A 12,882-nucleotide genomic window follows, 5' to 3' on the forward strand; every position below is an offset into this window, starting at 1 on the left:
AGGAACAAGCAAACATGCAACGCATCGCCAACCTCGACGACGTCGCGCGAGGCCTGGACGCGCTTTGCCGCATCGATCCGCGCCTGGAAAAGGTGCGCGGCATGGCCGGCGAGGTGCCGCTGCGGCTCTCGGAGCCGGGGTTCAGAAGCCTCGCCTCGATCATCGTCTCGCAGCAGGTCTCCCGCGCCAGCGCCGATGCCATTTTCGGCCGGCTGACGAAACTGGTCGATCCGCTGACGCCGCAAGCCATCCTCGCCGCCGATGAGGCGATGTTTCGCGAGGCTGGCCTGTCGCGGCCGAAGCAGCGCGGCCTGATCGCCATCGCCCGGGCCGTCGCCGACGGCCTCGACCTCAATCACCTCTGCCGGCTCGACGCCGGCGAGGCGATCGCGGCGATGACGGCAGTGCCGGGCATCGGTCCGTGGACGGCGGAAGTCTATCTTCTGTTTGCCGCCGGACACCCCGATGTTTTCCCGGCGCGGGATGTCGCGCTGCAAACGGCGGTCGGTCACGCGCTCGGCATCGAACCGCGTCCGCCGGAGAAAACGCTGATCGCATTGGCCGAATCATGGAGCCCGTGGCGCGGTGTCGCATCACGACTTTTCTGGGCCTATTATCGTGAGCTGAAGGGCAGGGACGCCGCGCCTCCCGCCTGAATCCGCAAAAAAGCATTAAAATCATGCGCTTTTGGCATGTCATGTGGCCGACATGCCGCTTCACATCCCTGTCATGTCGGGCTTACAGTATCCGCGCCGATCGGTTCTTGAACTAGGAGGTCAACAAGGTGACGGTTGCCGTATCTCCGGATGGGCTTCCAGCGCTGGTGCTGAATGCGGATTACCGTCCGCTCAGCTATTACCCCCTGTCGCTCTGGTCGTGGCAGGACGCCATCAAGGCGGTGTTTCTCGACCGGGTCAACATCGTCGCCGAATACGAGCATGCCGTGTCGTCGCCGACCTTCTCGATGAAGCTGCCGAGCGTCGTCAGCCTGAAGGCCTATGTGAAGCCGTCCAGGCATCCGGCCTTCACCCGCTTCAACGTCTTCCTGCGCGACCGTTTCCAGTGCCAGTATTGCGGCACGCCGGAGGATCTGACTTTCGACCATGTCATTCCCCGCCACCGCGGCGGTGCGACGACGTGGGAGAATGTCGTTGCCGCCTGCTCGCCCTGCAATCTGAGGAAAGGCGGCATGATGCCGGCGCACGCCAAGATGTGGCCGCTGCAAAAACCCTATCAGCCGACGGTGCACGACCTGCACAACAATGGCCGCCTGTTCCCGCCCAACCACCTGCATGAAAGCTGGATGGATTATCTGTACTGGGATGTCGAACTGGAACCCTGAGATCGTTCGAGAATTCGGGAGGCTGGCCGTCTGGAGCGATCGTCTGCGCTTCCGATGCTCACGTACTTGAGTACGCTCCGCTTCGGTTCTCGACAATCACTCCATACGACTCAGCCTGCCGAATTCTTTGAACGATCTCGCGTCGGGGTCTGGCGCTTGATTAATCGCGGGCCATTGCGCCGCGGAAGGCGACGGCGGCGAGGATGAAGCTGGCGATGGCGTTCCAGCCGGCCAGCGACAGGCCGAGGATGCGAAGTGCCGCCTTGTCGCAGGAGGGCGGCACGAATTTGTCGAGCGCGTCGAGCACGCCCTTGCCGCCGGTGTCGACCGGGCCGGCGCCGGCGGTGCAGTCAGCCGGACCCTGCCACCAGGCCCATTCGACGCCCGAGTGATAGACGCCGAGATAGAGGCCGTAGAGCATCAGCAGGCCGCCGATGGCGAGCAGGCCGCGCGTCAGCCAGGCCGGCGCGCTGAGCATCGAGGCGATCACCGCCAAAAGCATCAGTGGCGCGCCGATGTAATAGGGCGTGCGCTGCTCCAGGCAGAGGTGGCAGGGGATGTAGCCGCCTATGTGCTGGAAGGCGAGCGCGGAGCCGACCGTGGCGGCCATGGCGACGGCGAGAAACAAAGCCGTGCGCGTCCGCTGGCGTCCGGTATCGGCATTCATGGTCGCTGTCATGGGTCTTCGTCCGTTGAATTCGCCGTCCGCCGGCATAGTTCTGAACCACCGCCCGCCTTGGGCGGTCAGAAGGCGTATTTGACCACGATATAGAGCGAAATCAGGGCAGCGGCCGCCGCGCCGGCGATCAGCCCGAGACGCTTTTCAATGAACTCGCGGATCGGCTCGCCATAGCGACGCAACAGCCAGGCCAGGAGCAGGAAGCGGGCGCCGCGGGTGACGATCGCGAGCACGATGAACAGCAGCAGATTGACGCCGATGACGCCCGACAGGATGGTCACGACCTTGATCGGCGGCAGATGCGCGGCGCCCGAAGTGATCAGCATCAGGATGATGAAGCCGACGCCCGACGAGGTGCGCAGATGCTCGAACTCATCATATTTGCCGTAGAATTCGAGGATCGGTCTTGCCACCGCGTCATAGGCATAGTGGCCGATGAACCAGCCGGCGATGCCGCCCAGAACCGAGGCAACGGTGGCGATCAGCGCGTAGCGATAGGCGCGGTCGGGTCGGGACAGCGCCATCGGCAGATAAAGCACGTCGGCCGGCACCAGGAACACCGAGCTTTCGACGAAGGCGATGAAGGCCAGCCACCATTCGGCGGATTTGCGTGCCGCCAGCGACAAGGTCCAGTCGTAAAGTCCGCGAAGCATCGGCTCTCCTGATGCAGGTCGCCCAAACTGCGCAGCGGCTTCGGGACAACGGCATGCACAAACAATGATCGAAGCGCGCCACGTCGATCTCTCAGGCCGGGCGCGCTTTCACTCGCGGCCTGTCTAGAAAGATTTTCTGCGCCGCACAATGGCAGGAGCTACACGAAACCGAAAGGCGGGCTTTTGCCGCAAGCAGGGCAGGGCGGCGCATTTGGCCAGTTGACGAACAGGCCTCCAACCGTATAGTCCGCGCCCATCCAGGCCCTCCGGCCTGAGCCCCTATGGCGGAATTGGTAGACGCGCTCGACTCAAAATCGAGTTCCGCAAGGAGTGCTGGTTCGATTCCGGCTAGGGGCACCACTTCCCACCCGTTGAATTGCAGTTCTTCGACAATCGCATTCTCGTTGCAAGGACCGTTCCGGGATGGCGCGTTTCGCGGAAACGGAACGGCTGCGGTCCGTTGGCGAGCTACGCGACAGCCAGCTCGATCACTGGGCATCCAGACCGCTTTGAGGCTTGTCGGGTCGAGGCCCTCTCCGTTGCCCGGCGACATCGGCATCGAGCCACGATAGCCGATGTGAGGAACAGAGATCACCTGCGACTATGGTATTAGCCTGTCAGCAGCCGAATGGCTGAATTGCGCGAGTTCGCGGATACGGCGATTGTCGGGCGGAACCTGCCTTGCCGCGCCAGGGAGACAACGACTCGCCGAGGAATCTGGTGGCTACCGCTGACGATCGAAACGAAGCAATCGCGGTCAACGCCAACGTACAGGCGTTGACCGCGATCGCCGCGTATGGCGTCGTCATCCATCACATAGCAGCACAATGAGTGTCGTCGGTACGACATATCCTTTATTGGACGATACCAAACCATATGCAATCGCGCATCGCGCGGAGATCGACGGCTTCCGGGCGATGGCAGTCCTTCCGGTCCTGATCATTCACGCGGGCTTTGGCTGGCTTCCCGGTGGCTTTCTTGGCGTCGACATCTTCTTCGTAATCAGCGGGTACCTGATTGCGGGTATCCTGCGGCGAGAGATCACGGCCGGCAATTTCTCGTTAATCCAGTTTTATGAACGACGTTGCCGTCGCATTCTGCCTGCTCTCTTCGTTGTTCTTTTCGCAACGACGATCTCCGCTACCTTTATAATGCTTTCCGATAAATTCAAGAATTTCGGTCAGAGTCTTTTTGCAACAACCGTATTCTCTTCGAATATGCTCTTCGCCAGACAGAATGGATATTTCGAATCTGTAAGCGAATACAAACCTTTAATTCATACGTGGTCTCTAGGTGTTGAAGAGCAGTTCTACATACTATTTCCAATATTGCTTTTTATATTACTGCGCCAGCATAAGATACGCCCCATATCGGCTCTGCTTGTTATCGCTTTATCCAGCCTGGCTTTTGCCGAATACGGACTCCGAAATTTTCCCGCGGCCAATTTTTTTCTGCTGCCTAGCCGCGAATGGGAACTCCTCGCGGGAGCGATGCTCGCCCTCATCCACATTGATCGAGCGAATGCTTACAAACGGCAACCGCGAATCTTTCAAGCCTTGAGCGCCCTGGGCGTGGTGGCCATTCTCGCAGCCTATCTTGGAGCGGGCCAGAGCTTTCCCAGTCCCGGCATCGGCGCCTCCCTTGTCGTGGTGGGCGCGGCGCTGGTGCTGACTTACGCCACTCCCGCAACATGGGCGCATTCGCTCCTGACGACCCCATTGCTCCGCGGGATCGGCCTCATCAGCTACAGTGCCTATCTCTTGCATCAGCCTCTTTTTGTATTCGCGCGGTTGTACCTGGTGGAAATATCGGCATGGCAATGGTGGATTTTGATCGCTGTCACCATACTCCTGGCTTGGTTGGTGTGGCGTTATGTAGAAAATCCTTTCCGTGACCCCAAACGCGTCAGCCGGCGTATGATTTTTACTTTCACGGGGGCAGGCATGCTTTTCTTTGGCACTGTTGGCCTGTCCATTCACCTGCTTCACGGCATCCCGCAGCGTTTCACGAGTCAGGCAAAACTGATCGACGATGGCGCGAAGGAGATTAGCCCGCTACGTGACGAGTGCGGCAACACTATACCTGCCAGCTTCGATGATTTCTGCGTTTTTGGCAGGGCGGGAACCCCCATCGTAGCTGTATTGGGTGACAGCCACGGCAAGGAATTGTTCTGGCGAGCCACGACGCAGTTGGGCGATCGCCCCTACGCGCTACAGGCGTTCCTGTGGAATGCTTGTCTTCCGTTTTCCTCGATACAACCGGGCCGTTCTGACGAATGCGAGGCTTTTCATCGTGCGTTTCATCAATACATCCTTGATAATGATCGTATCAAGGCGGTGGTCATTGCTGCCGACTGGCCAGGATATTTCGATTGCCTCGAGAATTGCTCTACCGCGACTCACAACGTACGGCGAGGAGAACACGTTACGACTGATCGAATTCAAGACATGACTTCGGCCATGGCGACAGAGATCGACCAGTACCGAGCAGCCGGCAAGGCGGTGATGCTGATATATCCCGTACCCAAAATGCCTTGGGACGTCCCGCGCTATATGTATTCTCACTGGTTACGCGGCTTTCCGGTTCAACATATTGGTGAGAGCCGATCTATACATGACAGTCGAACCGCCTCTGCGACAGCATTCCTCGATTCACAGGTAAACAAGCCAGGTGTAAGCATGGTTGACCCCGCCGAATTGCTTTGCACCGGAGACGACGGAAGCTTCTGCCGGGCAGAGCTGAATGGCCTGCCGCTCTATTTTGACAATGGCCACCTCAATGGCTTTGGCGCGGACGGCGTGGCAGCGGCCGTTCTCGCTCGCCTTGATACGATGACCGCTTTTCAGAACTGACCATGGCCCTGCGCGTTCGCAAGCATCCCGAATTATAGCGATGATTTTCGCCGGACGCGAAGCAGGGATACCGTCGTAGCAGCACGGCTTCCACCGGCGAGACGGGCGGGCTCTCCGGCAAGCCGTTGTTCGAGCGCTCGACCGCGGTGCTTGCCCGAATGCGCAGGCTGCTCGGCCGGGACATGGCGATCATCGGCGTCGGCGACGTCGATAGCGCGGATGCCGCGCTGTAGAAAATCCGCGCCGGCGCCGATCTTGTCCAGCTCTACACTGGCATGATCTATGCCGGACCGGCGCTGCCCGGCCGCATTCTTTAGTCTCTCTCTCACGAGAAAACTCGAGGGTGATGGAACTTTAAAACAGCCTGAAGCAAGAATTTCCATGCTAGTTGGCCGGAGGCACAACACTGCTGCACCGAGATTAAATGTCCGCTTCCATTGAATGTAGGGCGTCGCCGCTCAACGGAAACGCGGCCCGCCACCATAGGTGCCCCGAAACCCCGGTGTGGGATCTCGGATGGGCCTTGTTGCAGGCAGCCAAGTCTTGACGAGGGTACACCAAGAGGCTACCAACGAGGTACACTTAGCTGTCAGTGCCTCGGAGGCGATCCTCTCGCAACTCTTTGCATTTAAAGGGAAAAGATCGGTCGGAAGAGCTAGTTAGAAATCCCCCGCCATGCCGGCTAGGGGCACCACTTCATTTTTTCGATCTTTGATATCGCGGAACCTTTTAGCGGAAGCTTGTGGCTTCCGCGATGTTCAGAGCAGATTCCGCATAGACCAAAAGCCTAGCAAGGCAGGGATATCGCTACTTGGTTGCTTCCGCATGCGGGATATTAGTTCTATGAGTGAGGACAAATCTTGGGGTTTGTCATCGCAGCAATTACCAGGCACGGCCGACCAGCGCGGAACTTCCATTCCGAGTCCTAACGCACAAAAGCGATTAAGCTGCCTCTCGACGAATGACGTGCTACTCGATCGAAATCGCAGCGCGATGCCCGGATCGAAACGGCAATCTTCTCTGTTTTGAAGCCATTCCGGACAGCCCCGACCATAGTTCCTCGACATTGCCTGGGAACTCGGGAGCCCCCAGCTGGTCGATACATTCAGTGTCCAGCTTGCGTCGAGGGTTTGCCAAGAAATCGTCCGCCACCTTCGAACCACAAGGATCGGAATCAATCACATCATGTCCGATTCCTCGAAAAACGACCACTTGCCCGAACGGAAGCGTTTTGGCTGCCCGGTTCGCCCAGACAGTCGGCGTGGCCGGATCATATTCTCCTGACAACAGCAGGGTAGGTATATCAAGGCGACGTGGCTTCTTTAACGATGCGGGCCTATCATCAGCGAGCCAGAGTGGGCATGCCCAGGTGTAGTCACTCCGTTCGGCCCAGTTTGCCCAGTATTGGTCATGTTTGCCGCTCAGGTCAGGTGGGTCGGTGTCGGAACAAGTTACCGAAAAGTCCATACCTTGGGAGATTTCGAGGTCATCGGGTTCAAACATGATATCCGTCAGCGGCCGGTAGTCCTGTTTGTATGTCCTCACGATCAGCTCCGGCAGGCTTGGTATAGTCTCCCTGTCGTATAGCATGCCGAATATAAGATCGAGGAAGTTTGCACCGGAAACATATGTGTATCGCGGATGCTTCTCCGCGCTACGCAAGAGCGCTGGCTGACGATCGAGTTGCCTAGCGATGGAGTGGACGGCTTCGGCTAATCCTTGCTTACAGCCATTCGCTTTCAGGCAGTCCTTCTGCAAAATGGCGAGTGATCGATCAAGGTTTGGGCCGTCTTCATCCAGGTAGTTGATGTCCATCGGAACAACTGAGTCCAATATGCTCGCGGACACCCCTTCGGGATGCTGGTTCATCACTTCCAAGGCCAGAAGCGTGCCGTATGAGACCCCATAAAGTACCCATTTTTCTATCCCGAGGGCCTTTCGAAGATCGTTGATATCCTCGGCATTTTGTTCGGAGGTGTAGGCGTTGAGATCGATTCCCTTGGCGATCAAGGCGCTCCTGCACGCAAGAAGCTCCTTCTTCTGGACATCGACTAGTCTGCTTTCCGCGTCGAGACTGGGCAAAATGGAATTCCAGTGATCAACTACGAAAAAAGGAGAGCAGTCTAGAGACGGATCGGACTTCCCGATTCCGCGTTGATCGACGACAACCACTCGGCGTCCAATCATCCAGCTTTGGGCACCAATAAAGTCCCACCATCCATCGATGTCTTCTCTGCTACCGATTTCGACGGGCTGACCCGGCCCACCCGTGAGAAATACGATTGGCTCGTGCCGTTCGAGATCCGGTTCAAAGACGACTGCGGATAAAACGATTTCAGCATCAGTTTTCGTCTGACGGTTCTCGGGCACACGCAGGGTTCCGCATGTCATTGTGCGATCCCGCGGAACTTCAAACCAGCAGTCCGCCTTCTTGAACTCGCCCGCGAACAGCTCTCCACCACCTGCGCAAACAAGAAACGCAGCCAGCATGATTGGGAGAACGGACGCCCGATAAATAGCGAATAAAGTGAATCTGAAAACGGTCGGCATTTGCCCCCCCCTTTAAAATAAAGGTTGGAATAACCTTGGCTTGCACAAAAATCGGACGCGCTGTCTGACGTGCCCGACGAATGAGTAACGGTCGCGCCTATTATCGATGCGAAGCTAACGGTGTTTCTCTACGAATGTTTTTCAGGTCGGCGACAATTTATCGATCGTGCTTTGAAGGTCGCTTTTCCCGATCTTTGCCCTGAAAGTTCTTGAAGGCCTTTGCCTCCACATCATCGGGTTCGATAAGATACAACAGTAGCCCCGTGCGAACATCCACGCACCCCTCACTCCCCCCATTTAGATATGCCATACAAGCATATTCTAATGTTCGGTTATCGGCAAGCGGGCGTAGTGGAAGTTGGCAACTCATTTTGGATTGATCGTGCAGCCCCGTTCCCGCAAGTGAATCGATTGCCCGGATACTGCCAAGCTATTGGCTGTGGTGTTGGTGTTGCCAGTGGTGTCGATGATCGAGCCGCTGGCGAAGACGTCGCCTTCGACGTTGAGGTTGCCCTTCAGGGTGGGCAAGCCGCACGAAAAGCATAATGACTTTTGGAGGCACAGGATTTGTCCCATCCATTCGCCAAGTGCCTGAATTATTTCACTTCTTGTTCCCGGTTAGGGGAATCAGTCTTTCCCGCAAACGCAACCTACCGCATATTCCCCGTATGCCCTTGCGAGTACCGCCCCGGCTGCGGCCAGACCGTCAGGCCATGCGGCTCGACCCCGACGCGGATCTTGGTCACGGCGCCGTTCGTCGTGTCGATCATGTAGGCGTCGCTGTCGAAGCGGCCGGACAGCCATAGCTGTTTGCCGTCGGCGCTGACATTGCCCATGTCGGGGCTGCCGCCGCCGGGGATCGGCCATTGCGCAACGACCGAGCGGGTGGCGAAGTCGATCACCGTCACGCTGCCCGGTCCCTTTGCCTTGCCCTGCTCCATCCTGTGCGAGCCGCGGTTCGAGACGTAGAGCCGCTTGCCGTCACGGCTGACGACGAAGCCATGGGCACCGATACCCGTCGGAATGAAGCCGATTTCCCTGAAGCTGTCGCCGTCGACCAGGAACACGCCGTCATTCATCATGTCGGCGACGTAGAAGATCTTGCCGTCAGGCGAGAGGCGGATGTCCTGCGGCATGCCCATTTTCGAGAAGTCGAGATGGCCAAGCACCTTCTGGTTCTTCAGGTCGATCTTGGCCAGCCCGCCATTGCCGTATTCGCAGGTGAAGATCGCGTAGGCGTCGTCAACCGAGAAATCGGCGTGGTTGATGCCGGGGCAGGTCGGCGTCGGCAGGCTCGATTTCAGCGCCATGGTGTGGGGATCGCGGAAATCGAGCTGCTCCAGGGCTTCGTCGACGATGATGGCCGCGCTGCCGTCCGGCATGAAGTACATGTTGTAGGGATCGTCCACTGCGATTTGTGAGCCAGGCTTGCCGGTCATCGGATCGATCGGCGTCAGGCTGCCGTTCTTGCCGGTGCCGTTGTTGGCCACCCAGAGTGTTTTCAGGTCCCAGGAAGGGACGACGTGCTGCGGTTTGCTGCCGACCGAGAACCTGTCGACTTCCTTGAGCGTCATGGTGTCGATCACCGTGACGCTGTTGGAGGAGCGGTTCGGCACATAGACGCGGGGCAGCGCGCCCAGCGTGGCCGGGCTGAGATGGCCGGCGGCTGTGTGGCTGTAGATGTTGACGGGCGGCGCGGGCTCGCTGCAATCCTCGGGACAAGTATCGGCCCAAGCACGAGCGGGCAGGAGTGCAAGCGATAGGATGGCCGCACCGGCACTGGCGTGACGCGAAAAATTTGTGATCATCTGGATGGTGTGTCGTAAAAGCCGGCTGAAATTGCCGCCGGGACCAATAGCGTGTGTTTCGTGGTTGATCCAGCGCCTTTTCAGGCCTCGGTATACGGTTGAGCAGCCGAAGTGCCTGCGTTGGAAGACCATCTCTGGACTAGCGCCGCCCGAGCAGGCTCTTCATGCGGTTGCGCAGGATGCGTGCCATGTTGCGGGTCTCGCGGTAGAGATGCAGCTGCGAGGCCGCCTGACGGGCGAGGCGGTCGGCGTCCGGCGTCAGCCCGATGACCAGCGAGCCGACCGGCTTGCGCTCGCTCCACAGCCGGCTCATCACCGGGTGGTCGGGCACTGCGCAGGAATCGGTCATCATGATGTTGGGGTCGTCGAGATGTTGCCTGGTCACTTCGATCATCAGCAGCGTGCCCGGCGAATAGGCGGCGAGCTTTTCGTCATAGGCGGTCTTCCAGGTGTAGGCGACGCCGGCTTCGACGAAAACGATCAGGCAAGCGACGGTGCGGCCGTCCAGCGTCAGCGAATGGATGCGGCACAAATCGTGTTCGGCCAGCCGGTGCACGGCCTCGCGGGCGAAGGCGGCGCGGTAGCGGTCGATGGCCATGGCGGTGCGCTCGCGGCCCTTCCAGCCGGCGGCCTCCAGCGTCAGGAAGCTTTCGATGGCGTGGCGGATCTCATCGGGTCCGCGCGCCACCACATGCTCCAACCTGCCAAGATCGGCGAGGCGCCGCTTCAGCCGGCGGAACTCGCGGTAATGATGCGAGCGCAATGACGCCTTGAGGTACGCGTCGCCATCGAGCTCGCTTTCAAGGAACGGCCGCTCGGCCTTGCCGGTGGTGACCATCGTCAGGCCGCGCGTCTCGGCGACGCTGGCGAGCAGGCTTGCCACCGCGCCGTCGAGCCGCATGTCGGGAAGGACGAAGACCTTTGGCAATTTGAGATGCGGCCGCGACAGCATCGCAAAGAAATCCTCGATGACGCCGACCGGATCGTCGCGGTCGACCAGCGGCGTGCCGATCGGACCGAACGGGCTCGACCAGGTGCGCATGACCGGGACGCCGAGCGGCACCGCCGGCTTTTCCACCGAGAACGGCACCAGCAGCCGCAGCCGGTTGCGGTATTCGTCGCCGTCGCGGATGACGGCCAGCCGCACTTCACGGTCTTCCAGCCTCGGCATTGCCGGCGCCAGGAAGCGCGGGTTGAAGAAGATGTTCGGCTCGACCGTGCGTGTGCACAGATAATCCAGTTCCTCGACCAAGTCGAAGCCGGCGGAGGCCGGGTAGATCGCCAGCTTCCGCAGCGGCCGGTTGTTGGCCAGGATCTCGAGATGGGCGGGATCGGCGTCGCGCTGCAGCCCGGCAAGTCCGGACACCATGGCGCCGGCCGGGCCGCCGCTGGTTTCCTCGAGCAACGGGGTCGCGGCCATCAGGCATCTCCCCTGGCGGCCGGCACGGCGGGCACGAAGATCAGCATGACGATGCCGAGCTTGCGCCAGACGGTGAAGGACAGCGCGCTGGCCTCGAAGATCATGGCGAAGCTGGTGGCGATCGCCGCGCCCCACAGGCCAAACAGCGGGATCAGCAAGACATTGAGGCCGATATTGAAGGCCAGCGTCATGGCGTAGACGGCGGCGCAGATGTTCTGGTTGCCGCTCATCGTCAGCAGGCTTTCGCACGGGCCGACGGCCGCCCGCGCCACAACGCCGAAGACCAGCAGGAACAGCAGCGGATAGCCGGCGGTGAATTCAGGTCCGAACAGCACCAGCATCGGCCAGCCCAGCGCCAGCACCAGCAGCGCCATCACCAGCGATGGCCAGAAGGTCCACGACACCGTTTCGCGGGCGAAGGCGGCGAGCTTGTCGGGGTCGCCATGGGTGAATTGCGCGTAGCGCTGGGCGACGCCGGCCTTGACCGCGAAGTAGACGAAATGCACCAGCGCCAGCGTCTTGACGGTGGCAAAATAGACGGCGACATCGTTGGGGTCGAGATAGGCGCCGACCATCAGCACGTCGGCATTGGTGAGCAGGAAGAAGAAGCTCTCGACCAGGAAGATCGGCAGCGACACGATGAACCATTGCGCGAAATGCACCTTCATCGGCCCGGCCGGGATCTTCTTGTCCATGCGCGTGGTGACGCCGATCAGCTGCGCCAGCGTGGTGGCGTAGGTGGCCGCGATCGAGGCGAAGATCGCGGTTTTGGCGTCGGGCGCGTAGCCGACCAGCAGCATCAGCGCCATCAGCGCCAGGATGAGCACCGGCCGCACCAGATAGGTCGGCGACAGCGCAAACAGCGCCCATGAATTGGCCCGCGACAGCCCCTGCAAAAGGTCGCCCATCGCGATCATCGGCAGGCAGATGACGCCGAGGATGAACGGCACGACATAGTAGTTTTCGATAAAGGACGAAAACAGCCAGACGCCAAGCGCGCCGAGCCCGGCGAACAGCGTCGAGGCGATCAACACGAACAGGCGGCTGGCCACAACGATGCCGCGCAATTCGTCCATCATGCCGCGCTCGCGGTATTCGGGGATGAAGCGGATGACCGAGGTGTGGAAGCCGAGGCAGGCGAGGTTGCCGACGATGACCATCGTCACCCAGACGAGGACGAAGATGCCGTACTCGAACGAGCCCATCCAGCGCGCCATCAGCACCTGGCTGACGAAGGCGATGACGGCGCTGATGATGCGGATGGAGAAGGCGATGATCGACATGCGGCCGGCTTCGCCGCGCTCGTCGGCGGTGAACAGCACGGCATCGATGCGGCCAAGCAACGGCCTTATGCGCAGCGCCAAGCGCTGCGGCAAGAACCGCCCGGCTGTCGTGGCCGCGGAAAAGCGCACCCCGATTTCACTCCGTTTTCCGCCTCTTTTCTGGGTTCGGTGTAGCCAAAACACATTAAGAAAACGTGGGCGGAGGGAGGCCTTCTCCCCGTCTCTATACGGGCAGAAGGTGCCGGCAGGCGGATGAGGGGCAACGCAAGCTTTGGGGGATTTTCTGCGATATGTG

At 59.9% G+C, this 12,882-nt stretch carries 10 protein-coding genes, 1 tRNA gene and 1 pseudogene; 5 read left to right on the forward strand and 7 right to left on the reverse strand.

Annotation, left to right across the window (positions count from 1 at the left end; translation table 11 throughout):
• The first annotated feature begins 14 nt into the window (after positions 1-14).
• Positions 15-656 (forward strand): DNA-3-methyladenine glycosylase family protein, encoded by a 642-nt coding sequence (locus tag AC1DVW_RS19970; protein WP_477325291.1) that lies wholly within the window; start codon positions 15-17, stop codon positions 654-656.
• Positions 657-784: 128 nt separating this feature from the next.
• Positions 785-1,342: an HNH endonuclease gene (locus AC1DVW_RS19975; protein ID WP_008874122.1), complete on the forward strand. Its 558-nt coding sequence runs from the start codon at positions 785-787 to the stop codon at positions 1,340-1,342.
• Between the two features lie 160 nt (positions 1,343-1,502).
• Here AC1DVW_RS19975 and AC1DVW_RS19980 read toward each other — a convergent pair whose 3' ends face one another.
• Together AC1DVW_RS19980 and AC1DVW_RS19985 are read right to left on the reverse strand one after the other, a co-directional pair.
• Positions 1,503-2,021 carry a disulfide bond formation protein B gene (locus tag AC1DVW_RS19980; protein ID WP_436261508.1) on the reverse strand — a complete coding sequence of 173 codons (519 nt, stop codon included), beginning with the start codon at positions 2,019-2,021 and terminating at the stop codon, positions 1,503-1,505.
• Between the two features lie 65 nt (positions 2,022-2,086).
• A complete protein-coding gene (locus AC1DVW_RS19985) occupies positions 2,087-2,674 on the reverse strand; it encodes a YqaA family protein (RefSeq protein ID WP_112562267.1) in 588 nt (195 codons plus the stop codon).
• Positions 2,675-2,949: 275 nt separating this feature from the next.
• On the opposite strand from AC1DVW_RS19985, the gene AC1DVW_RS19990 reads away from it, so the two are divergent.
• The 3 genes and pseudogenes from AC1DVW_RS19990 to AC1DVW_RS20000 all read left to right on the forward strand — a co-directional run.
• Positions 2,950-3,034: transfer RNA gene (locus tag AC1DVW_RS19990), tRNA-Leu, on the forward strand.
• Positions 3,035-3,501: 467 nt separating this feature from the next.
• Positions 3,502-5,526: an acyltransferase family protein gene (locus AC1DVW_RS19995; RefSeq protein WP_477325293.1), complete on the forward strand. Its 2,025-nt coding sequence runs from the start codon at positions 3,502-3,504 to the stop codon at positions 5,524-5,526.
• Positions 5,527-5,624: 98 nt separating this feature from the next.
• A pseudogene (locus tag AC1DVW_RS20000) lies at positions 5,625-5,840 on the forward strand (quinone-dependent dihydroorotate dehydrogenase); the annotation flags it as partial.
• A 655-nt stretch (positions 5,841-6,495) separates the two neighbouring features.
• Here AC1DVW_RS20000 and AC1DVW_RS20005 read toward each other — a convergent pair.
• The 5 genes from AC1DVW_RS20005 to AC1DVW_RS20025 form a co-directional block, all read right to left on the reverse strand.
• Entirely contained in the window at positions 6,496-8,076 is a 1,581-nt protein-coding gene (locus AC1DVW_RS20005) for an alpha/beta hydrolase (protein WP_477325295.1), read from the reverse strand.
• A gap of 366 nt (positions 8,077-8,442) precedes the next feature.
• Complete coding sequence (locus AC1DVW_RS20010) at positions 8,443-8,652, reverse strand: hypothetical protein (RefSeq protein WP_477271042.1); 210 nt, start codon at positions 8,650-8,652, stop codon at positions 8,443-8,445.
• 74 nt (positions 8,653-8,726) lie between these two features.
• Entirely contained in the window at positions 8,727-9,884 is a 1,158-nt protein-coding gene (locus AC1DVW_RS20015) for a YncE family protein (RefSeq protein WP_477325297.1), read from the reverse strand.
• 139 nt (positions 9,885-10,023) lie between these two features.
• Complete coding sequence (locus AC1DVW_RS20020) at positions 10,024-11,304, reverse strand: GNAT family N-acetyltransferase (RefSeq protein WP_477325299.1); 1,281 nt, start codon at positions 11,302-11,304, stop codon at positions 10,024-10,026.
• Positions 11,304-12,716 carry a lipopolysaccharide biosynthesis protein gene (locus AC1DVW_RS20025; protein WP_477325301.1) on the reverse strand — a complete coding sequence of 471 codons (1,413 nt, stop codon included), beginning with the start codon at positions 12,714-12,716 and terminating at the stop codon, positions 11,304-11,306. The genes AC1DVW_RS20020 and AC1DVW_RS20025 overlap by 1 nt, the downstream gene beginning before the upstream one ends.
• Positions 12,717-12,882: the final 166 nt, after the last annotated feature.

It is taken from the genome of Mesorhizobium sp. P3_B5, from assembly GCF_056402815.1.

Bases quoted from the DNA above. Each gene is read 5' to 3' on its own strand.
- AC1DVW_RS19985 (WP_112562267.1), bottom strand. From the start codon at position 2,674: ATGCTTCGCGGACTTTACGACTGGACCTTGTCGCTGGCGGCACGCAAA.
- AC1DVW_RS19980 (WP_436261508.1), bottom strand. From the start codon at position 2,021: ATGACAGCGACCATGAATGCCGATACCGGACGCCAGCGGACGCGCACG.
- AC1DVW_RS20005 (WP_477325295.1), bottom strand. From the start codon at position 8,076: ATGCCGACCGTTTTCAGATTCACTTTATTCGCTATTTATCGGGCGTCC.
- AC1DVW_RS19995 (WP_477325293.1), top strand. From the start codon at position 3,502: ATGAGTGTCGTCGGTACGACATATCCTTTATTGGACGATACCAAACCA.
- AC1DVW_RS19970 (WP_477325291.1), top strand. From the start codon at position 15: ATGCAACGCATCGCCAACCTCGACGACGTCGCGCGAGGCCTGGACGCG.
- AC1DVW_RS20020 (WP_477325299.1), bottom strand. From the start codon at position 11,304: ATGGCCGCGACCCCGTTGCTCGAGGAAACCAGCGGCGGCCCGGCCGGC.
- AC1DVW_RS20010 (WP_477271042.1), bottom strand. From the start codon at position 8,652: ATGGGACAAATCCTGTGCCTCCAAAAGTCATTATGCTTTTCGTGCGGC.
- AC1DVW_RS20015 (WP_477325297.1), bottom strand. From the start codon at position 9,884: ATGATCACAAATTTTTCGCGTCACGCCAGTGCCGGTGCGGCCATCCTA.